The following is a 20,355-nucleotide window of genomic DNA, read 5'->3' on the forward strand; positions in this document are numbered from 1 at the left end:
CGGGTACCGGGCTCAGAACACGAAATCCACCGAGGTGAGCAGCCAGCAGCCGCGCGCCCATTCGATGCGGTTGCCGGCCGCGTCGGTGTTGATCGAGCTGGTGCGGAACACCGGCGTGCCGGGGGTCAGCGCCAGCAGGTTCGCCTCTTCCGGCGTGGCGAAGCCGCCGCTGATCCGGGTTTCGGCGCGGCGATATTTCTGGATGCCATGGGCGATGAACACATCCGTCACCGACTGGCGCCGCGAATAGACGGTGGCGAAGTCCGGCAGCAGCGCGGCGGGAAACACCTTGGTGCTGATATAGATCGGCTGCCCGTCGGCGCTGCGCACGCGGCGCAGCCGCACCACCGGCGCGCCCAGCGCGAGGCATAGATGCTCGCCGGCGGCGGCATCGGCGAATTCCTCCTCCAGCACCATCGTGGTGGTGGTGACGGCCTTGCCGTCGGCGCGCAGGCTTTCGGCGAAGCGGCTGCCGTCGCGCACCACCAGGGCCGAGGGCAGGCTGCGCACGAACACCCCCACCCCCTTGCGCGAGGTCAGGTGCCCCTCCTGCTGCAATTGCTGCAGCGCACGGCGCAGGGTGATGCGGGTGACACCGAGCTTGTCCGCCAGATGCACCTCGCCGGGCAATTGGCTGCCAGGCCGCAAATAGCCGCTGTCGATCAGCGAGAGAATATAGTCGTAGATCTGCTGCCAGATCGGCGCATCGCGGCGCGGGCGGAACACCAGCCCGTCAAAGCCGGAAACGCCGTTCGCCGCGCCGTCTTGCGCCTTCACGCTCCTGTTCACGTCCCTACTCCGCCGCCTGCGCCGGACGCGCCTGATGGTCGAGGCTCCGGCGAGCATAGACGATTCGCCCCGCCACCATCGTCGCCACCACTTCCGGATGCGCCATGTCGGACGCATCGACCAGCAGAAGGTCCGCGCGCGCCCCCGCTTCCAGCCGGCCGCGATCGGTGAGCCGCGCCACCCGCGCCGGATTGGCGGAGACGAGCGGCCAGTGGCGCGCCAGCGCGTCGGGGTCGCCCGCCGCGAGGGCGAAGGCAGCGTAGAGCGGAGAGGGGTAGTGATAATCGCTGGTCAGCACGGTGCAGCGCCCGGCGGCAATGGCCTCCGCCGCGCTCTGCGCGCCATTATGGCTGCCGCCGCGCACCACATTGGGCGCGCCGAGGATCACGTCCTCGCCGGCCTCGCGGGCGGCCTGCGCGGTTTCCGGGTTCATCGGAAATTCCGAGGCCACCGCGCCCAGCGCGCGGAAGCGGGCGCGCTCCTCCGGCGAGGTCTCGTCATGGGCGAGCAGCACATTGCCCTTGGCCCGCGCGCTGGCGGCGAGGCTCTCAATGGCGGCGGGTACCTCCTGTCGCGCGCCCCACACCCGGTCGAGCAGGGCGCGATACTCGTCCGGGCTCAGGCCGGAGCGCTCGGCCATCTGGCCGATCTTGCGGGCGATGCTGCCCTTGAGCACCGAGCCGGTGGTGTGGTCGTTGAAGGCGAGGATCGGCGCGGGCGCGAGGGCGAGCCAGCCGCGCACCTCCTCCAGCGCCTCCAGCGCGAAAGTCTCCCAGCGCAGATGCAGCCGGGTGTCGCAGGCCAGGCTCGGGCGCAACGCCATCAGGCGCGCCACGAAAGCCCGCGCGGCCTCCACCGAGCGCAGTCCCGGCTCCCAGGAAATGGTGACGCCGTGAAACGCGGTGGTGATGCCGTTCGCCACCAATTGCCGGTCGGTGTCGCGCAGCGCCAGCGTCATGTCGAAGCGCACGCCCGGGCGCGGCATGATCTGGCGCTCGAAAGCATCGCCATGGATGTCGACAATGCCCGGCAGCACCAGCAGCCCGCCCGCGTCGATCACCCGCGCCGGCTCGGCATGGGCTGCCTCTCCGGCCAGATGCGCCCCGCTCACCACCAGCGGCCGGTCGCTCCACCCGGCCGCGCCCAGCACCCGTCCATTCTCGATCCGTACGCTCATCACTGCCTCGCCGTCACCCGGTCGCTGTCACGTATGCGTCATACGCTGTCTATACAGATAATCGTACTCCACAGTTCCTGTCTATACAGCAAATGGGGCACAAAATGTTTCGCAGGCTTGTTTCCGCACTCGCCATCACGGTTGTGACCGCGTTCGCCGCGAGCGCCGAACCCGTGCGTTTCGCCGTCACCGACATTGAGGGGCTGGAAGCCCTGCAGCAGGAATTCGGCGGCTTCCAGAAGGAACTGTCGAAGCTCACCGGGCTCGACATCGAGCTGATCCCGGTCAGCTCGCGCACCGCCGCCGTCGAGGCGATGAATTCCGGCCATGTCGAGCTGGTGCTGACCGGCCCGGCCGAATATGTCGTCATGAAGGAACTGAGCGATCCGCGCATCGTCGTCGCCTGGCAGCGCCCGGATTATTTCGCGCAGATCGCGGTGCTGGCCGATGGCCCGATCCGCTCCATCGACGACCTCAAGGGCAAGAAGGTCTCCTTCGGCTCGGTCGGCTCCACCTCGCAGCATCTCGGCCCGGCGCAGGTGCTGGCCGATTTCGGCATCATGTATGGCAAGGATTATGAGGGCGTCATCATCTCCCGCAACGTCGCGGCGGAAGCGCTGATCCGCGGCGACATCGCCGCCATCGGCCTCAACTACGGCTACCTCAACTCCATCCGCAAGGCGTTCCCCAACGCCGCCTTCGCCGTCGTCGCCCGCGGCCGCGACTTGCCGAACGACATCCTCGTCGCCCGCAAGGACATTCCCGAGGAGGTGTTCGTGAAGGTGCGCGAGGCTTTCCTCAAGCATGGCAACGAGCTGATGGGCGCGGTGCTGCAGGGCGAGGACAATCAGAAGTTCAAGGGCGGCATCTTCATCACCGATGTGAAGGACAGCGACTACGACTATGTCCGCTCGATGTACCGCACGATCGGCATCGAGAATTTCGGCAGCTTCATCAACTGATCCGCGCCATCCCGCGCGCCGGACGGGTTCCGCCCGTCCGGCGCTTTCCCGTTTCGTGAAGGAGGCCGCCATGGAGCACGCCCCGATCGAGCCCGTTCCCGCGCCGAAACTGGCCGGGCTCAACCTGGCCGGCGCCGCGGCCGCCCATCCGCCCATCGGCCCGCTGGTGAAGGCGCCCGCCCCGCCGCTCGCCGCGCAGATCATCGGCGCGCGCGGCCTGGCCAAGACCTATCCGAACGGGCAGAAAGTGTTCGCTGGCGTCGATCTCGACATACGCGCCGACCAGCGCGTGGCGCTGATCGGCTCCAATGGCGCGGGCAAGTCGACCCTGCTCAAATGCCTGATCGGCCTGCTGCCCTCCACGGCCGGCGAAATCACCACGCTGGGCGAGCGCTTCATGGCCGCGCCCAGCGGCGCGCAGCTCACAAGGTTGCGGCGGCAGATCGGCTTCGTATTCCAGAATCACGGGTTGGTCGGGCGGCAGAGCGTGCTCACAAACGTGATCCAGGGCAAGCTCGGCCTGCCCGGGAGCTGGCGCGCCTTCCACCACGCCCTCGCCCCGCAGGCCTGGCGCGAGGAGGCGATGGCGGTGCTGGCCGAGGTGCGGCTCGCCGACAAGGCCGGCGCGCGCGCCGACCAGCTTTCCGGCGGGCAGGCCCAGCGCGTCGCCATCGCCCGGGCGCTGATCCGCCGGCCGCGCCTGCTCATCGCCGATGAGCCCGCCGCCAGCCTCGACCCGGCGGTCGGGCGCGAGATCATGGGGATCTTCTCCGATCTCGCCCGCGATCACGGCATCACGCTGGTCTACACCACGCACGACATGCAGCACGCGCTCGACTATTCCGACCGCATCGTCGCCCTGAAGAACGGCAAGGTGCATTTCGACCGGCCGACGGCGCGGGTGAATGGCCGCGACATGGAGGGCGTGTTCCATGGCTGACCTCGCTAGCGCGCCCCCCGCGCGCCCGCTTCCGCCCTCGCGGCTGCCCTCGGTCTCACCGCTCTCCTTCACGCTGATCGTTGTCGTCGCGGCGCTGTTCCTCGCCTCGCTGGGGCAGGTGGCGCCCTCGCCGGAAAAGCTCGCCAACGGCCTGCCGCGCATGGCCGACCTCGTCGGCCGCATGCTGCCGCCCAACACCGATCCCGGCTTTCTCCAGCGCATGGGCGGGCGCATTCTGGAGACGCTGCAGATCGCTCTCGTCGGCACGGTGTTCGGCGTCATCTTGAGCCTGCCCATGGGCTGGCTGGCGGCGCGCGGCATCTCCCCGCTCGGCGCGCTGCGGCATTTCCCGCGCGCGCTGGTGTCGCTGTTCCGCACCGTGCCCGATCTCGTCTGGGCGCTGCTTTTCGTCTCGACGCTGGGCCTCGGCGCCGTGGCCGGCACCATGACCATCGTCGTTGACACGATCGGCTTTTGCGGCCGCTTCTTCGCCGAGGCGATGGAAGAGGCCGACAAGAAGCCGCAGGAAGCGCTGCACGCCATCGGCGCCAACCGCGTCACCGTGCTGTGCGGGGCGATCCTGCCGGATGTGATGCCGACTTTGATCAACTCCTCGCTGTTCGCGCTGGAAAAGGCGGTGCGCTCCTCCGTGGTGCTCGGCCTCGTCGGCGCCGGGGGCATCGGGCAGGAACTCAAGGTGGCGTTCGACCTGTTCCAGTACCGCAACGCCTCGGCCATCATCCTCGCTATCTTCGTCATCGTGCTGGCGATGGAATTCCTCACCGATCGGCTGCGGGCGAAATTCCAGTGAGGCGCGCCGCCCGGATGGAGGGTGCTTTCCGCCGGCGCAGCGGGTAAACCTCGCCGCGCAAGCGACAGGTGCCCCCCGTGACCGCCCTTCTTCTCCATATGCGCCCCATCTTCTTCGGCACGGTTCTCGGCCTTGGCGGCCTCGCCAATGGCTGGCGCGTGGCGAGCCGGCTGTGGGGCGCGCCGGTGCTGATCGGCGAGGCGCTGGCGGTGCTCGCTTTCGCCCTGTGGCTGCTGTGGAGCGTGCTCTACGCGCTGAAATGGCTGCTGCATCCCGCTGCGGCGGGCGAGGAACTGCGCCACCCCGCGCAGGGTCTGATCGCCGCGCTGGCGCCGGTCTCCACCCTTATCGCCGCCATCGCCATCGGCCCGCATGTGCCGCTGCTTGGCTGGGGCCTGTTCATCGCCGGGGCGGGCGGCGTCGCGCTTTATGCCGCGTGGAGCGTCGGCGGGCTATGGCAGGGCGGACGGGCGCCGCAGGAGGTGACGCCGATCCTCTATCTGCCGACCGTCGGCGGCGGGCTGGTGGCCGGCATCGCCTGCGCCACCTTCGGGCAAAACGCGCTGGGCTGGATGTTCTTCGGCATGGGGCTGTTCTCGTGGCTCTCCATGGAATCGGTGTTCCTCACCCGTCTGTTCCAGCACGGGCTGCCAGTCAATGTCCGCGCCAGCCTCGGCATGGAACTGGCGCCGCCGGCGGTGGCCTGCGTCGCCTATCTCTCGCTGGCGCCCGGCCCGGCGGACCGGGCGGCGCTCGCTCTGTTCGGCTATGGCTGCTTTCTCGCGCTGGTGATGCTGCGCCTCGTGCCCTGGCTGCGCCAGCAAGCCTTTGGCCCCGGCGCCTGGGGCTACACTTTCGGCGTGGCGAGCCTGCCGCTCGCCGCGCTGAAGCTGGTGGAACAGGGCGCCGGCGCGCCGGTGACGCAGATGGCGCTGGCGCTGTTCGTCGCCGGCAACGCAATCATCGGCTGGATCGCGCTGCGCAGCCTTGTCGGCGTCGCCCGCTTCTTCAGGAGCGAGGCCGGCTGATCCGCGCTCAGCCCGCCGATCCGCGTTCCGCTATCAGGAATGGGGCCTCCGGGCCGAGCGCATCAAGCACCTGCCAGCCGGGCTCGATGAGTTCGCGCGGCACCGTGACCTCACCGGCCTCGGCCGGCAGACGGGTCGGCACCACGACGCGCACCGCTTCTTCGCCGCTCCAGCGCTCGAAGCCGAACCAGCCGACGCGGCCGGGCTCAATGTCGAGCGGGCGGTAGTCTCCACCCGTCAGCGCGCCGTTGAGCCGGCGAAGGGCCAGCAGCGCGCGGGTGAGCCGGAAATACTCGGCATCGCCGCTCTCGGCCGGCTCTTCTCCCGCGAGCGCCGCCTGCCGCGCCGCCCAGTCCACCGGGCGGCGATTATCGGGGTCGACCAGCGAGAAATCGCGGAATTCCGTGCCCTGATAAAGATCCGGCGTGCCCGGCAGCGTGTGCTGAAGGATCAACTGGGTGAGGCCGACCAGCCGCCCGGCCGGGGCGATCTGCGCCACCAGCGCGTCGAGCCGCGTGCGGAACCCAGCCGCCTCGGGCGCCTCGATCAGCCCGGCGGCGAAGGAGAGGCAGGCTTCCTCATAGGCCGCGTTCGGCGTTTCCCAATTGCTGTGCCGCTTGGCCTCGCGCAGCGCCTTGGTGATGTAGCCCGCCATGCGCTCGGTATTGATCGGCCAGGCCGAGACCAGCGTCTCGACGATCATATGGGCGTCCAGCGGGTCCGGCATCGCCATCCCCGCTTCCTCGCGCAGCAGCGGGGCGACCAGGTCCCGCGCCTCCCCGGTGAAGGCGAGCCAGTGCTCGGGCTGGTGGCTGAGCGCGGCGAGGCGCGCGCGCGGGCCGGGGCCGCGCTTGGTGTCGTGGGTGGCGAGCGGGATGAGATCGCTCAGGCCCGTCTGAGCCCGCGCCGCATATAGCGCGTGCATTTCCTCCGGTGTGCGCGAGGGATGGTCGAGACTGCCGCCCACCTCATTGGCGCAGAGCAGCACGGGCACACGGTAAAGCTCGGTGTCCTCGAACCCCTTGGCCATGGCCGGGCCGCTGAGCTGCTGGAAGCGCGAGCGGAACTCATGGTCGCTCGGCCGCTCGGGATGCTCCACCCGCTGTAGCAGCAACCGGGCGGCGGCGGTGGTGAGCGGGTTCTCATTGGCCTCGATGCGGGCGCGGATGTCTTCCCAGATGGCGACATCCTCGGGCGCATGGCCTTCGGGCGTCGCATAGGAGCGATAGACCGGGCAATGGGCGAGCAGCGCCACCACGGCGTCGCGGATCGCGGTGTCGGTGAGGTCGCCCGCCTGCATCGCCTCGTCCAGCCCCTCACGGGCCAGCGTCGCCAGAATGTCCACCTCGGCCTTCAGGCTTGCTTCCAGAACCTGCCGCTTGGCGCCGGCCAGCCGCTCCGGCAGCGCGCCGATGAGCAGATGGCGGGTCCGCAGGTCTTCCTCGAAGCGGCGATAACCCTCGGGGTCGACGCAGAGCGCGTTGATGTCGTTCAGCCGCTCATAGCCGGTGGTGCCCTCGATCGGCCACGGGCGCAGCACCTCGCCCGGCTCAAGAATCTTCTCGACCAGCAGCGGCACGTCCGCACCCACCGCTGCCCGCAGCCGGTCGCAATAGCCGGCCGGGTCGACCAGCCCGTCAATATGGTCGATGCGCAGGCCATGGACGAGGCCGCGCCGGATGAGGTCCAGCGGCAGGCGGTGGACGAGGTCGAACACCTCAGGGTCTTCCACCCGCACACCGGCGAGATCGGTGATGTTGAAGAAGCGGCGGTAATTCAGGTCATGCGCCGCCGTGCGCCACCAGGCGAGCCGCCAGTGCTGGGCCTCCAGCAGGGGGGCAAGCTCTGCCCCGGCGAGAACCGCGTCGAGCGCGGCGCGCGCGCTTTCGCCAAGGCCGGTGAACACCACCCGCGCCGCGCCGAGACCGGCATCGCTGGGCGAGGCTTCCACCCGCTCGAAGCCGGCCGCGGCCGCCTCAAGCCCCGCCGCGCGCAGCAGGCCCGCCACACTCGTTGCCCGCAGCGGGAAGCGGTGATTGGCATAGGCGACATTGATCCGCCCGAGCGCGTAATCGGCCTTCAGCGACAGGCTGCCGGCTTCCAGCGTCGCCTTGAGCGGATCGCCGAGCAGCGGCAGCAGCAGCCGGCCGCTCTCCCATTTCACATCGAACACACGGGCGGCGGGCGAGTCCGGCCCGCCTTCCAGCATGTCGTTCCAGTAGGGGTTGTGGCTGGAAGCGGCCATGTGGTTGGGCACGATGTCGAGCAGCACACCCATGCCGCGCGCGGCCAGTGCGCTGGCGAGGCGCGTGAACCCCTCCTCCCCGCCGAGTTCCGGGTTGATCCGGGTCGGGTCGGCCACGTCATAGCCATGGGTGGAGCCCGGCACCGCCAGGATGATGGGCGAGGCATAGAGATGGCTGATGCCGAGTTCGCTGAGATAGGGCACCAGCGCTTCGGCATCGGCGAAGGTGAAGCCGCGATGGAACTGCAGGCGATAGGTGGCGCGAAGCGGCGGGATCATGCGGGCGCGAGGCTCCAGACGGCGGCGGCGAAGGGGCCGAGGGTGAGCTTGCCTTCCGCCTCATGCAGCACCCCGCCGGTGCTGGCCCCCACCGGCATGCCGGCAATGCCGGTCATCGGGTCGAGCGTCACCGGCGAATGGCCGCCATTCAGCACCATCACCAGCGTGCCTGAGGTGAAGTGCCAGGCGACGCGCAGCGCCTCGCCGGTGCGGCTGAGGTCACTGCCGCGATAGCCACTCGCCGCCAGCGGCCACACCAGCTTGCGGCGCTCGTCCGCCAGCCGGCGCAAGATGTCGAGTTCCGCCCGTGCCTGCGGCGTGCGCAGGTCTTCCGCCTTCAGCTTGGCGGAGATGAAGGTCGCCTCGCTCAGCGGATCGGGGAAGCTGTCGCCATGGGCGTCGAAGAAATCGGCGAATTCGCTGCGCCGGCCCTGCCGCACGGCCTCCGCCAGCTCGCCCTCGAAATCGCAAAAGAACGGGAAGGGCTGCGACAGCAGCGCCTCCTCGCCCTGGAACAGCAGTGGGATGGCGGGCGAAAGCATCAGCACGAAGCGCAGAAAGGCGAGCCGTTCCGGCGGCAGGCTCGCCGCCAGCCGGTCGCCGAGCGGGCGGTTGCCGATATGGTCGTGGTTCTGGGCGAAGGCGACGAAGGCGTCGGGCGCGAGTTCCGTACTCACCGTGCCGCGCGGATGCCCGCCCGCGCCGGGATAAGGCTCGCCCTGGAACACGAAGCCCTCGCTCAGCGCCCGGCCGGCGGCTGCGACGGCGTCATCCGCATAGGGCGCGTAATAGCCGGTGCGCTCGCCGCTCGCCAGCACATGGAAGGCATGGTGCCAGTCGTCATTCCACTGCGCGTCGTAGAGACGGTCGTCGCGGGTCATCCAGCCGGCGATGTTGTCGTGGTTTTCCAGCACGAGCCAGGCATCGGGCTTCACCGCCCGGCAGGCGGCCGCGATCTCGCGCAGGAAGGTCTCGGCGCCCTTGGTCGCCAGCGCATGCACCGCGTCGAAGCGCAGCCCGTCAAAGCCGAACTCGGCAATCCAATAGGCGGCGTTCTCGCTGAAGAAGGCCCGCACCACAGGGTTTTCCAGGTCGATCGCCGGGCCCCAGGGGGTGTCGATATCGTCCCGGAAGAACGACTTGGCGTAGAGCGGCAGGTAGTTCCCGCTCGGCCCGAAATGGTTGTAGACGACATCGAGCATCATGCCGAGGCCGCGTTCATGCGCGGCGTCGATCAGCGCGCGCAGATCGTCGGGCGTGCCATAGGCGGTATCGGGCGCGTAGAGCAGCACGCCGTCATAGCCCCAGTTGCGGCGACCGGCGAAATCGGCGACCGGCATCAGCTCGATCACGGTGAAGCCGGCGTCGCGGTAATGGTCCAGCCGGTCGATCAGCGCGCGGAACGTGCCCTCCGGCGTGGCGGTGCCGACATGCAGCTCGGCGATGATGGCCTCATGCCAGGGCCGCGACGGGCCGGGCACCTGCGGGCGCGCCGGCGCCGGTGTGAGGCTCCACCCGTCCGCATCCTCCGCCTGCCCGCGCGAGGCGGGATCGGGCACCGCCACCGCGCCCTCCCCCTCGCCGACGCGGAAGCGGTAGCGCGTGCCCGGCGCGATCGCGTCGAGCGCGGCGGTGAAGAAACCGTCCGCGCCCTTCACCATCGCCACCGGCGCGGCGCCGTCCATCTCCAGCGCGACATCGCCAGCCTCCGGCGCATAGAGGCGGAAGCGGGTCATATTCCCGTCGATCAGCGGTCCGAAAGTGGTGTTCATGCCCGCCATTCCCACACGATGAGGGTTCGGGCCGGCACGCCGAACGTGCCGCCGCCATCGAGGCTCGCCCCTTCGAGATCGTCGCCGGTGGCGAGGATCGCCTCCCAATGGCCGGACTGCACCGGCGGGGCGACGAAATCGACATCGACATGCGAGGCGTTGAGCATGATCACCAGCGAGGGCTCCTCCGGCAGCACCGGCGCAAGACGCAGGGTGATGCATTTGGAGTGCGGATCGGACCAGTTCTCCTCGGTCATCCGCGTGCCGCCATTGTTGAACCAGGCGACATCGGGCTGGCCCATCTCATTGCGCGAGCCGGTGAGGAATTCCGGCCGCGAGAGGCAGGAATGGACCTTGCGCAGCTCGGCGAGGCGGGCGACGAACTCCGGCAGTTCCGGGTCGTCGTCGGACCAGTCGACCCAGCCGATCTGATTGTCCTGGCAATAGGCGTTGTTATTGCCGCCCTGCGAGTTGGAACGCTCGTCACCGGCGAGCAGCATCGGCACGCCCTGGCTGAGGAAGAGGGTCGCGATCAGGTTGCGCTTCTGCCGGCGGCGCAGCGCGTTGATCGCGGGGTCGTCGGTCTCGCCCTCGACGCCGCAGTTCCAGCTCTTGTTGTCGTCATGGCCGTCGCGATTATCCTCGCCATTGGCCTCATTGTGCTTGTCGTTATAGGTGACGAGGTCGTGCAGGGTGAAGCCGTCATGCGCGGTGATGAAGTTGAGGCTCGACCACGGCCGGCGCCGCCCTTCCGAGAAAATGTCCTGCGAGGCGGCGAAGCGGGTGGCGAAGCTCGGCAGCAGCCCTTCCGAGCCGCACCAGAACTCGCGCACCTTGTCGCGATAATCGCCGTTCCACTCGGAGAAGCCGGGCGGGAACGCGCCGAGCTGGTAGCCGCCCGGGCCGACATCCCACGGCTCGGCGATCAGCTTAAGCCCGCCCAGCGTCGGGTCCTGAAGGATGGCGTTGAAGAAGGCGTGGCCGGGATCGAACCCGTCCGGGCGGCGGCCGAGCGTGGTGGCGAGATCGAAGCGGAACCCGTCAATGCCGTAGATCGACGCCCACATGCGAAGCGAGTCCATCACCATTTGCAGCACGCGCGGATGGTCGGTGTTGACCGAGTTCCCGCAGCCGGTGAGGTCGTCATAATAGCGGCCATTGCCGGGCAGCAGCCGGTAATAGGAGGCGTTGTCGATGCCCTTGAAGGACAGCGTCGGCCCGAGATGATTGCCCTCGCAGGTGTGGTTGTAGACCACGTCGAGAATGATCTCGATGCCGGCCTGGTGCAGCCGGTCCACCGCCTCGCCAATGGCGTCGAGCCCGTCCTCGCCGAGATAGCGCGGCTCCGGGGCGAAGAAGTTCAGCGTGTTGTAGCCCCAGTAATTGGCGAGCCCCCGGTCGATGAGGTGCCGGTCCTGGGTGAAGGCGTGGACGGGGAGCAGTTCCAGCGCGGTGACGCCGAGCTTGGCGATATAGTCGATGAATTCCGGCTGGCCGAGCGCGGTGAAGGTGCCGCGAATGGATTCAGGGATCAGCGGGTGGCGCATGGTCAGCCCGCGCACATGCCCCTCATAGATCACCGTCTTGGCCCACGAGATGCGCGGATGCTGGGTCGCCGCCATCGGCGTGCCGGCGACGACGCGGGCCTTCGGCATGAAGGCGGCGCTGTCGCGCTCGTCCATGATCAGGTCGGCATCGTCGCCAGCGCCGATCGTGTAGCCATAGAGCGCGTCGTCCCATTCGATGTTGCCCACCAGCATCCGGGCATAGGGATCGAGCAGCAGCTTGTTCGGGTTGAAGCGATGGCCGGCCTCCGGCGCCCATGGGCCGTGCACGCGCCAGCCATAGACCTGCCCGCGCCCGACCCCTGGCAGATAGCAGTGCCAGACGCCATTGGTGCATTCATGCAGGTCGATCCGCTCCAGTTCGGTCTCGCCATAGCGGTCGAACAGGCACAGCGTCACCCCGGAGGCATTGTCGGAGAAGAGCGCAAAATTGGTTCCTCTCCCGTCGACCGTCACGCCGAGCGGAAAGGCAGAGCCGGGCAGTATCTTGCGCATGATGGGGTCACCAGAAGGAGGAAGAACGGCGCGTTGAAAAAAGGTCAGGCAACCCGGCCGAGGCGTGAGCCCCAGCCCCGAAGCGTCAGCCCCAGCCCCAATGATTGGCGCGCATGAGGCGCACCGTGCGCTCGCGGGCACGGCTGCAGTCCAGCGGCTGGCCGCTGCGCGCAGCGGCGGCGAGCGCGCCGAGCGTGGTCTTCACCACGGGATGGCCGGGGCAGGCACTGCGGTTGCCGACAAATTCATACGCCTCGCGCAGCGTGCGCAGGCGGCGGCCCTCCCGCGTGCGCAGCGGGCGGTCGAGATCGGCGTCCCAATAGCACTCGGACATGGAAGCTCTCATGTGGCGGATCGAGCATGAAACGCGCCGTCCTGATGAAAGTTCCGCCTGCCGCTGGTCGCCCCGGCACGCCGGCATGAAAAAAGGGCCGGCGTGAGCCGGCCCGCGAAGGGTGCAGGAATGGGAGGTTTCGCGGGTGCCCGGCCCGCCCGTCGCTCAGGCGGTGAGCACCTTCACTTCCTCGCGCAGCCGCCCGCCAAGGGCGGAGACCGCGTCGGAGACCTGCTCGATCTGGCCGGCCGTTCCGCGGATCTGGCCGGAGACACGCGAGACGCCATTAATGCTCTGCGTCACCGATTCATTGGTGACGGTCTGTTCCTCGACCGCGGCGGAGAGGCTGGCGAACACATCGCGCAGCGTGGACACACTCTGGGTGATCTCGCTCACCGCCCGCGCCGCGTCATTGCTGGCCTGCTGCACCGCGCCCACCTGGGTGGTGATCTCCTTGGTGGCATTGGCGGTCTGGAAGGCGAGTTCCTTCACCTCGGAGGCGACCACGGCGAAGCCCTTGCCGGCCTCGCCGACGCGGGCCGCCTCAATGGCGGCATTGAGCGCGAGGAGATTGGTCTGCGAGGCGATGCGCTCGATCATCGCGGAGATGTTGCCGATGCGCTCGATGCTCTCCACCAGGCCCCCGACCAGCCCGTCGGCCGAGGTGGCGCGTTCGGCCGCCTGCGCGGTCATGGTGGTGGCGGTATGGATCTGCTTGCTGACCTCGCCGAAGGACACCGACATCTCGACCGCCGCCGCGGCGACGGAGGCGGACATGTCCTCGCTCTGGCGGGTCAGCTCGTCGAGCTCCGCGCTCGCCGCCTCCATCGCCGTCGAGGACTGGTTCATGTCCTCGATCACCGAGGTCACGCTGGCGGCGACCTTCACCGTATCCGTCACCAGCGCCCAGGTCAGCATCGGCCCGTCATAGCGACCTTCCGGAGTCATCAGTGCCGAGACGCTGAGATTAAGGGTTTCCGGGCCGACCTTGATGCGCGCCGTGTGTGGCAGGCGCGAGGCGTCCGCCAGCATGTGGCGCTGCATTTCCGGCTTCTTGTGGAACACGTCGATGGAGGAGCCGATCAGTTCCGACGCCTTGATCGGCAGATGCTGTTCGATGCGCTTGAGCGTGTCGAGGCTGGTGCGGTTGGCGTAGTCGATGATGAAGCCGTCAAGCGAGCAGGTCATCACATTGATCGGCATCTGGTCGACCATCTGCATCAGCCGCCGGGTCTTGGCCTCGGCGATCTGCGCCGCCGTCTCCACGCTCCACATCACCTGGAGATGGACGCACGCGCCGCGCGGATTGCGCAGCGGCGTAAGCGCGAAGCGCAGCACCTCGCCGCCGATCCGGACATCGGTCTGGAACGGCTGGAGATTCCCGCGCGCCGAGCGGGCGTCGCCCGAACCGAGGGTGAGCGTGAACAGGGCGAGCGAGGCGCCGACGAGTTCCTCGGGCGCCTTGGGCAGCGCCGGCCGGATCGTCGCGTAGAGCGCCCGCGAGCGCGCATTGGCGTAGTCGATCGCCCCGGTCTCGGGGTCGCACATCAGGATCGCGGCCGGAAGGTCGTCCAGCAAGGCGGGGTCGAAGGCGCGCGCCGTGGAACGACGCTTGAGGGAATAGAGCGAGGCAGGGCTCATGCCGATCTCCGGTCGGGACATTAGGCCGGTCCGGCACCATCGGACGGCGCTTCTTGCTAGCCGCCGGAGCTTGCCTCAGGCTCGCTCGGAGCCTCGGACCGGGCGCCCTCGGCCGGGGCTTCCGGCGGCACTTCCGGCAGGGTGATGGTGAACAGCGCCCCTTCCCCCGCATTGGCGACGCTGAGCGTGCCGCCATATTCGCGAATGATGCCGAAGCTGACGGAAAGGCCGAGGCCGGTGCCCTGCCCCGACGGCTTGGCGGTGAAGAAGGGCTGGAAGATCTTGCCGATGACGCCAGCGGGAATGCCGCCGCCATTGTCGCTCACGGTGACGATAACCCAGCGCTGCCCCTCCGCCTCGCGCCGTCCGGTGACGATGGCGATGCGTCCGCCAAGGTCCGGCTCCTCCTGCCGCCGCGCGCGGATGGCGTCGCGCGCATTGAGCACGAGATTGATCAGCACCTGTTCAAGCTGCTCCTGCCGGCAGGGCACCCGCGCCGCGCCGGCACCGGCGGTAAAGCTGAGCTCGATCCCGTCGAGCCGGATTTCGGTGCCGAGCACCTGCAGCGTGCCTTCGACCGCCGTCTCCGCGGTGGAAGGGTCGATGGTGAGCGCGTCCTTGCGGCCGAAAATCCGCATATGGTCGATGATCGCCTTCATGCGCTCGACCTGCCGCACGATGCGGGCGAGCTTTTCGCCGGTGTGCTCGGCCGGCAGGCCGTTGCGCAGGCCCATGATGGCATTGCTCGCCGCCAGCCGGATGACGCCGAGCGGCTGGTTGATCTCATGGGCAAGACCCGTGACCAGTTCACCCAAAGCGGCCATTTTCGACATCTGGTAGAGCTTGTTCTCCTCCATCCGCTTGGCGGTTTCGTCCAGCGCGAACACCACGGCCGGCGCGGTGGCCGCACTGCCGCGCCCCTCGCCGCTGGGACGCAGGCGGGTCAGCACCAGCCCCACCTCGAAGGTCTCGCCCTCGCCGGAGAAATGCTCCATGGCGACGGAGGAGTCGGTGTCGTCCTGCAGCCGGGCGAGGAAATCGGGCGCTTCCACCCGCTCGGCGATCAGCCGGGGCAGCAGCTCGTCGGTCGGTTCGCCGATGCGCATCGCCCGGCCGTTCTCGACATGAAGGACATGAATGCCCGGCACCCGGCTGATCGCCTGCAGCACCTGCGCCTCGCGCTGCTGGGCGTCGGCCTTCAGTTCACGCTCGCGATAGGCACGCTCCAGCCGCGAATGGCGCACGGCGAACAAGGCCAGCGCCGCGAGGGTGAAGCCGAGCCCGCCGCCAATGCCCCAGATCGCCGTGTGGAAATCGTGCGACTCGTCGAGGATCGCACTGCGGTCGGCCGCCACCACCACCAGAAAGGGATAGCGCTCCGAATGCATGGAATAGCCGATCCGGTGCACATCGTCCCAGGCGATGCCCTCATAGGGACCGTCCATGTGGTCGGCCAGGATGGCGAGGCCGGGAAGCAGCGTGGCCGCGTCCATCCCATCCATCTGCCGTGCCGCCGGCACGCTCGCCCGCACCACCCCGTCAAAGCCGATCAGGGCGATCAGCCCCTCCCCCTCGGGCAGCAGCTTCTCGTAGAACTCGATGAAATCGGAAATCTGGTAGGAGGCGGCGATGATGCCGCGCAGTTTGCCGTCCGGTGCGCGGATGGCGCGGGTGAACTGGATCGACCATTTCCCGCTGATCCGCCCCTTCACCGGCCTGCTGACGAAGATGTCGCGCTCGGTGGGGTCGTCGTTCAGATGCACGCGAATATGTTCGCGGTCGGCCAGCGACACGCTATTGCCCGGTGGCAGGAGATTGCTCGCCACCACGTCGCCTTTCGGGTCGACATAGGTGATCTGGATCACCGAGGCCGGCAGCCGCGCGGTCAGCAGGCGGTGGTAGATTTCGTCCGGCGAGGTGGCATCGGGCAGATCGGAAAAACCGTCGAGAAAGGACTCGATCGATTCCACCGTGCGGTCGAGATGCGAGGTCAGCGCCAGTGCCAGCTTGCGCGAGGCGGCCACCGCCACCTCGTCCTCATGCTGCTCGTGCAGCTTGATGGTCAGGAACGCCACCGAGCCCGGCACCAGCAGCGCCAGCAGCAGCAGCAAGAGGAACAGCAGCCGCGTGGACGCCCCCTTCCATAACGGCGCGGCGGCGGGTTTGGGCGCCGGATCGGCGGAAGCCTCGGGCGGCGGCGCCATCGGTGCCGCCTGCGTTGTGGAATCTGACGTCATCGCCGCCGTATCGAAAAGGGCATGATCGCCGCCGCCTCATTCCGGGCCGATGTCCGTGAGGGCAGGCACGCGGCACCTCGACGCTCATGGCCGTTCATTATGTCGTAGTCTCGCTGATCCATGGATGCAATCAAGCGCAGGAATTGCCGCCCGCCGCTACCGCTGCGGGCGTAGAGGACTGCAGACCCTCACGAATTCGCTCCGCGCCAGCGGATTTCCCGGCGAGACGGCAGCTTTCCAGCGCAATTCGGTCCAAAATGGAGCGATCTTCGCCCTTTCGCCGCCGAAATGGCAGTAATTGGACAGGCTTGGTGCCGGGGCGCATGCAATCCTGAGGGTACCCGCTGCGGGCGCGCGGACGCGGCTTCCGAGCACTGTTTCCATTGGAGCGAATGATGGTGATCAGATTGGTCGGCGCACTGCTACTGGCGCTGGTGGCCTGGACGGCGCCGGACTCCGCGCGCGCGCAGGATCTGACGCTGCGCTGGCTCGGCAGCGACGGCAAGGTGGCGCTGGAGAAGACGTTAAACCTGGCCCAGCTCGACGCGCTCCCCCAGGTGACCATCGACACCGGGACGCCGTGGACCCAGAACGTGCAGCGTTTCACCGGCCCGTCGCTCGGCGTGCTGGCCGCTCTGGGCGGGCGGCCGGTGCGCGAGGCCAAGGTCATGGCGCTGAACGACTATGTCGCTCCCATCCCCGCCGAGGACTGGAAGGAGCATGGCGCCATCCTGACCACGCGGATCGACGGCCAGACCATGCGGATACGCGAGAAAGGTCCGTTCTGGGTCATGTACCCCATCGATTCCGACCCGGTCCTGCGCCAGCAATATTACCAGTCGCGCATGGTCTGGCAGGTGAAATCCATTGATTTCATCGCGCAATAGAGGAACTCTCGGCTTTCTCAAGCTGGGCCTCGTCGCCGCCTCGGTCGCGCTCTTTCTCGCGACCGCGCTGGTTTATGTCTCGCAGACTCGCCAGTACGCCTTTCTCACCGCGACGATCCGCTCCTCCGGCTGGGTGGCCTATCAGGCGCAACTGGAATTCGTGAAGACGCAGGCCGAATTCGCCAAGCTCGCCATCGTGCCGAGCGCTCTGGGTATGGACAAGCTGATGCTGCGGCTGGAACTCCTGCGCTCGCGCCTGCCGCTCCTCTACGATTCCGACGAGGGGCGTGTGCTCAGCGATATCGTCGACACGCGCGGGCCGACGCAGATCTTCGAAGCCCGGCTCGACCACATCATCGAGGCGGTGGAAAAGCTCGACCCCGAAGACGGCGGGACCGCCCGAGTCCTGAAGAAGCTGAGCGACGAGCTGGAGCCGCTGGGCGAAGCGCTGCAGACCATCCTGATGCAGTCGGTGGCCTATAATCAGGAAGTCTTCCAGCGCGAACGGGCGCTGGCGCAGCGGCCGGGGGCGCTGCCGCTGACCATGCTGTTCGTCAGCGGCGCCTGCCTTGCCGCCGTGCTGATCCTGCAGTCCCGCCGCGACCGGCTCCGGCTCAACGAGGTGCGGGAGGCGCAGGCGGGGATGGCGGCGATGGAGGAGAATCTGCGCGCCGTCATTCAGGCGGTGCCGGCCTGCGTGGTGGTGATCGACCCCGACACCGACCATGTCAATTTCTGCAACCCGTCCGCCGCCGCCCTCGTCTCGCAATCCCTCGACGATCCCGCCTGGCCGCGCTTCGTCAAGGCGGTGCGCGAGGCGGCCGGGGAACCCAGCACCCGCCGCTGGGGCGCGCTGAGCATGGGCTATGCCCGTGCTCCGGGCGATATCATTTCGCTGCGCGGGCAGGTCGGCACCGTGCTGTGGGAGCGGCGCCAGCAGCAGCTCATCGTGCTCGTCGACACCTCGCAGGTGCGCAATGCGGAACTGCAGGTCATGCAGGCGGCCAAGCTGGCGACGCTGGGCGAGATGGCGACCGCCATCGCCCATGAGCTGAACCAGCCTCTGGCGGTGATCAAGATGGCGGTGACCAATGCCCGCCGCCTTCTCGACCCGCTGCCCGGGGGCGAGCCGGTGGTCGCCAAGCTGGAGCGCATTTCCGCCCAGGTCGACCGCGCCAAGCGCATCACCGATCAGGTCCGGCGCTATGGCCGCATGCCGACCGAGCAGCTTCTGCCCTTCTCGCTGCGCCACGCCGTGGAACTCGCCGCCGGCTTTGTCGCCGAGCAGTTCCGCGCCGCCAATGTAAGGCTCTCCGTCGAGGCGGACGTTCCGGCCGAACTGCTGGTCTATGGCGAGCAGACCATGTTCGAGCAGGTCATCGTCAATATACTGGTCAACGCCCGCGACGCCTTCGAGGAGCGCGAGGAGCGCGAGTCGGCGCCGGCCCGCGCGGCGAGGGAGGATGGCGGTCCCGGCCCCGAACCCGGCCATCGCGCCGTTCAGGTGTCGATCGGGCTGGAAAAGGATCATGCGGTGGTCTCGGTGCAGGATAATGCGGGCGGCGTGCCTGCCGACATGCTGGAACGCCTGTTCGAGCCCTTCGCCACCAACAAGTCGACCGAAAAGGGGACCGGCCTCGGCCTGTCGCTCGCCCGCAGCGTGGTCCGCGACATGAACGGCAGCATCGTGGCCGAGAATGTGGGCGCCGGCGCGCGCTTCACCATCACCGTGCCGGCCTCGCTCTCCAAGACCGCGCGGGATGCGGCATGAACCCGGCGCGCACCCTGCTGATCTGCGATGACGAGGAAGAGCTGGCGCATGAGCTCGGCGAGTTTTTCGCCTCGCTCGGCTGGTGCGTCGAGCTGTCGGTCACGGCGGAGGACGCCATCGCGCATCTGCGCTGCGGATTGGCGCCGCAGGTGCTGATCACCGATCTGCGCATCGGCGCCATTGACGGGCGGCAGGTCGTGGCCGAGGCGCGCGCCCTGCCGGCGGCGATCCGCCCGGCGCTGGTCATCATCATCACCGGCCATGTCATGCACAATGTGACGGCGGCCGACTTCGACAGCGACTTCCTTTACGTCAAGCCCATCGACCCGAACGACCTGCTGGACGATATCAACAGTTTCCTCGCCCGTCGGGCGGTGCTCCCGTCGCAGGGACAGCATCCGCCGGATTAAGGCGTTTAGATACCGGACTTGTTTACCTGAGTACCTGCACGGGGATTTGTCATTTCCCAAAGACGGGCCGGCATCGCTATCTTATGGGTTGCGGTGGTGGCTGGGCGTGACATTCTTTCGCCTTGATCCGACTTGTGGCGGTGTGATGGTGGGTGAAACTGGGGTGGAGTCGGAACTGCCGCGCGTCCTGCTCGTCGATGACGATCCCGACGTGCTGATCGAGCTGAGCGAAGGGCTGGCGATGCTCGGCCTGCCGAGCCTCACCGCCAACACGCCGGTGGAAGCGATTGACCTCGTGCAGCGCCACGAACAGTTGCAGGTGGTGGTGACCGACCTGCAAATGCCGCGCATCGACGGCATCGAGCTGCTGCAGAAGCTCGCCCTGATGGGCCGCAAACGGCCGCTGGCGACCATCATCATCACCGGCCATGCCTCGCTGGACCGGGCGGTGGGCGCGCTACGCCTCAATGCGGTGGATTTCCTGCAGAAGCCGCTGCTGCCGGAAGAAGTGGCGCAGGCGGTGCGGCGGGCCTTCTCGCTGGTCGAGGACAGCACGCGCCCGGCGAACGGGCCGGTGGCGGCCCCGGGGGCGGAGAAGCCGGTCGCCCGCCCGAACTACCTCAAGACGCTGGTCGCCGCCCGCGCCGACCGCGACGCGATCTTCCAGTCCGACCTGTTCTCGGACCCGGCCTGGGACATGCTGCTGGACCTCGCGGTGGCGGAAGCGTCCGGCCGGCCGATTTCCGTGACCAGCCTGTGCATCGCCTCCGGCGCGCCGACGACGACGGCACTGCGGCGGATCGACGAATTGCGCGAGGCGGGGCTGATCGAGCGCCGCCCGGACCCGGCCGATCGCCGGCGGATCATCGTCGAATTGACCGAGAGCGGGCGCCAGCGGATGGAAACCTTCGTCAAGCGCCAGGCGGAACGGCTAGGGCTGCCGCTCGACTGAGCCGGCAGCCCGCTGGCGCCGGTATCGGCCGCCAGTATTCGGTGGTGCGTGGTCGCGCCG

At 68.3% G+C, this 20,355-nt stretch carries 16 protein-coding genes; 8 read left to right on the top strand and 8 right to left on the bottom strand.

Annotation, left to right across the window (positions count from 1 at the left end; genetic code table 11):
- Window positions 1–12: 12 nt before the first annotated feature.
- Together phnF and AAC979_RS15365 are read right to left on the bottom strand one after the other, a co-directional pair.
- The gene (gene phnF, locus AAC979_RS15360; protein WP_371347738.1) at window positions 13–789 is read right to left on the bottom strand and encodes a phosphonate metabolism transcriptional regulator PhnF; all 777 of its coding nucleotides are present in this window, start codon (window positions 787–789) and stop codon (window positions 13–15) included.
- 4 nt (window positions 790–793) lie between these two features.
- Window positions 794–1,966: an alpha-D-ribose 1-methylphosphonate 5-triphosphate diphosphatase gene (locus tag AAC979_RS15365; RefSeq protein WP_371347739.1), complete on the bottom strand. Its 1,173-nt coding sequence runs from the start codon at window positions 1,964–1,966 to the stop codon at window positions 794–796.
- Between the two features lie 104 nt (window positions 1,967–2,070).
- On the opposite strand from AAC979_RS15365, the gene AAC979_RS15370 reads away from it, so the two are divergent.
- The 4 genes from AAC979_RS15370 to AAC979_RS15385 all read left to right on the top strand — a co-directional run bounded on the left by AAC979_RS15370 (window position 2,071) and on the right by AAC979_RS15385 (window position 5,707).
- Entirely contained in the window at window positions 2,071–2,928 is an 858-nt protein-coding gene (locus tag AAC979_RS15370) for a PhnD/SsuA/transferrin family substrate-binding protein (RefSeq protein ID WP_371347740.1), read from the top strand.
- Between the two features lie 70 nt (window positions 2,929–2,998).
- A complete protein-coding gene (locus AAC979_RS15375) occupies window positions 2,999–3,868 on the top strand; it encodes a phosphonate ABC transporter ATP-binding protein (RefSeq protein WP_371347741.1) in 870 nt (289 codons plus the stop codon).
- Window positions 3,861–4,679, top strand: a complete 819-nt coding sequence (gene phnE / locus AAC979_RS15380; RefSeq protein WP_371347742.1) for a phosphonate ABC transporter, permease protein PhnE — start codon at window positions 3,861–3,863, stop codon at window positions 4,677–4,679. Before AAC979_RS15375 ends, phnE begins: the two co-directional genes overlap by 8 nt.
- A 77-nt stretch (window positions 4,680–4,756) precedes the next feature.
- Window positions 4,757–5,707, top strand: a complete 951-nt coding sequence (locus AAC979_RS15385; protein WP_371347743.1) for a dicarboxylate transporter/tellurite-resistance protein TehA — start codon at window positions 4,757–4,759, stop codon at window positions 5,705–5,707.
- Between the two features lie 7 nt (window positions 5,708–5,714).
- On the opposite strand, the gene treY is transcribed toward AAC979_RS15385, so the two are convergent.
- The 6 genes from treY to AAC979_RS15415 all read right to left on the bottom strand — a co-directional run bounded on the left by treY (window position 5,715) and on the right by AAC979_RS15415 (window position 16,275).
- Window positions 5,715–8,231, bottom strand: coding sequence for a malto-oligosyltrehalose synthase (treY, locus tag AAC979_RS15390; RefSeq protein WP_371347744.1), 2,517 nt, complete (start codon window positions 8,229–8,231; stop codon window positions 5,715–5,717).
- The gene (gene treZ / locus AAC979_RS15395) at window positions 8,228–10,003 is read right to left on the bottom strand and encodes a malto-oligosyltrehalose trehalohydrolase (RefSeq protein ID WP_371347745.1); all 1,776 of its coding nucleotides are present in this window, start codon (window positions 10,001–10,003) and stop codon (window positions 8,228–8,230) included. Before treZ ends, treY begins: the two co-directional genes overlap by 4 nt.
- Entirely contained in the window at window positions 10,000–12,063 is a 2,064-nt protein-coding gene (gene glgX / locus AAC979_RS15400) for a glycogen debranching protein GlgX (RefSeq protein WP_371347746.1), read from the bottom strand. The genes treZ and glgX overlap by 4 nt, the downstream gene beginning before the upstream one ends.
- 85 nt (window positions 12,064–12,148) lie before the next feature.
- The gene (locus tag AAC979_RS15405) at window positions 12,149–12,397 is read right to left on the bottom strand and encodes a hypothetical protein (protein WP_371347747.1); all 249 of its coding nucleotides are present in this window, start codon (window positions 12,395–12,397) and stop codon (window positions 12,149–12,151) included.
- A gap of 165 nt (window positions 12,398–12,562) precedes the next feature.
- On the bottom strand, window positions 12,563–14,038 hold the full coding sequence (locus tag AAC979_RS15410; RefSeq protein ID WP_371347748.1) for a methyl-accepting chemotaxis protein: 1,476 nt from the start codon (window positions 14,036–14,038) through the stop codon (window positions 12,563–12,565).
- Between the two features lie 56 nt (window positions 14,039–14,094).
- Window positions 14,095–16,275, bottom strand: a complete 2,181-nt coding sequence (locus AAC979_RS15415) for an ATP-binding protein (protein WP_371347749.1) — start codon at window positions 16,273–16,275, stop codon at window positions 14,095–14,097.
- A 395-nt stretch (window positions 16,276–16,670) separates the two neighbouring features.
- On the opposite strand from AAC979_RS15415, the gene AAC979_RS15420 reads away from it, so the two are divergent.
- From AAC979_RS15420 to AAC979_RS15435, 4 genes are all read left to right on the top strand, one after another.
- Complete coding sequence (locus AAC979_RS15420; RefSeq protein ID WP_371347750.1) at window positions 16,671–17,162, top strand: hypothetical protein; 492 nt, start codon at window positions 16,671–16,673, stop codon at window positions 17,160–17,162.
- Window positions 17,143–18,933 carry a sensor histidine kinase gene (locus AAC979_RS15425; protein ID WP_371347751.1) on the top strand — a complete coding sequence of 597 codons (1,791 nt, stop codon included), beginning with the start codon at window positions 17,143–17,145 and terminating at the stop codon, window positions 18,931–18,933. Before AAC979_RS15420 ends, AAC979_RS15425 begins: the two co-directional genes overlap by 20 nt.
- Complete coding sequence (locus AAC979_RS15430; protein ID WP_371347752.1) at window positions 18,930–19,343, top strand: response regulator; 414 nt, start codon at window positions 18,930–18,932, stop codon at window positions 19,341–19,343. The genes AAC979_RS15425 and AAC979_RS15430 overlap by 4 nt, the downstream gene beginning before the upstream one ends.
- A gap of 145 nt (window positions 19,344–19,488) precedes the next feature.
- Window positions 19,489–20,295, top strand: coding sequence for a response regulator (locus AAC979_RS15435; RefSeq protein WP_371347753.1), 807 nt, complete (start codon window positions 19,489–19,491; stop codon window positions 20,293–20,295).
- Window positions 20,296–20,355 lie beyond the last annotated feature (60 nt).

It is taken from the genome of Ancylobacter sp. IITR112 (assembly GCF_041415945.1).
In the GTDB taxonomy this organism is placed as follows: domain Bacteria; phylum Pseudomonadota; class Alphaproteobacteria; order Rhizobiales; family Xanthobacteraceae; genus Ancylobacter.

Excerpts from the sequence above, each read along its gene's own strand:
- AAC979_RS15370 (WP_371347740.1), top strand. The coding sequence starts at position 2,071 with ATGTTTCGCAGGCTTGTTTCCGCACTCGCCATCACGGTTGTGACCGCG.
- AAC979_RS15405 (WP_371347747.1), bottom strand. The coding sequence starts at position 12,397 with ATGTCCGAGTGCTATTGGGACGCCGATCTCGACCGCCCGCTGCGCACG.
- treY (WP_371347744.1), bottom strand. The coding sequence starts at position 8,231 with ATGATCCCGCCGCTTCGCGCCACCTATCGCCTGCAGTTCCATCGCGGC.
- phnE (WP_371347742.1), top strand. The coding sequence starts at position 3,861 with ATGGCTGACCTCGCTAGCGCGCCCCCCGCGCGCCCGCTTCCGCCCTCG.
- treZ (WP_371347745.1), bottom strand. The coding sequence starts at position 10,003 with ATGAACACCACTTTCGGACCGCTGATCGACGGGAATATGACCCGCTTC.
- AAC979_RS15420 (WP_371347750.1), top strand. The coding sequence starts at position 16,671 with ATGGTGATCAGATTGGTCGGCGCACTGCTACTGGCGCTGGTGGCCTGG.
- AAC979_RS15430 (WP_371347752.1), top strand. The coding sequence starts at position 18,930 with ATGAACCCGGCGCGCACCCTGCTGATCTGCGATGACGAGGAAGAGCTG.
- AAC979_RS15375 (WP_371347741.1), top strand. The coding sequence starts at position 2,999 with ATGGAGCACGCCCCGATCGAGCCCGTTCCCGCGCCGAAACTGGCCGGG.
- AAC979_RS15415 (WP_371347749.1), bottom strand. The coding sequence starts at position 16,275 with ATGACGTCAGATTCCACAACGCAGGCGGCACCGATGGCGCCGCCGCCC.
- AAC979_RS15410 (WP_371347748.1), bottom strand. The coding sequence starts at position 14,038 with ATGAGCCCTGCCTCGCTCTATTCCCTCAAGCGTCGTTCCACGGCGCGC.
- AAC979_RS15365 (WP_371347739.1), bottom strand. The coding sequence starts at position 1,966 with ATGAGCGTACGGATCGAGAATGGACGGGTGCTGGGCGCGGCCGGGTGG.
- AAC979_RS15435 (WP_371347753.1), top strand. The coding sequence starts at position 19,489 with ATGGTGGGTGAAACTGGGGTGGAGTCGGAACTGCCGCGCGTCCTGCTC.
- glgX (WP_371347746.1), bottom strand. The coding sequence starts at position 12,063 with ATGCGCAAGATACTGCCCGGCTCTGCCTTTCCGCTCGGCGTGACGGTC.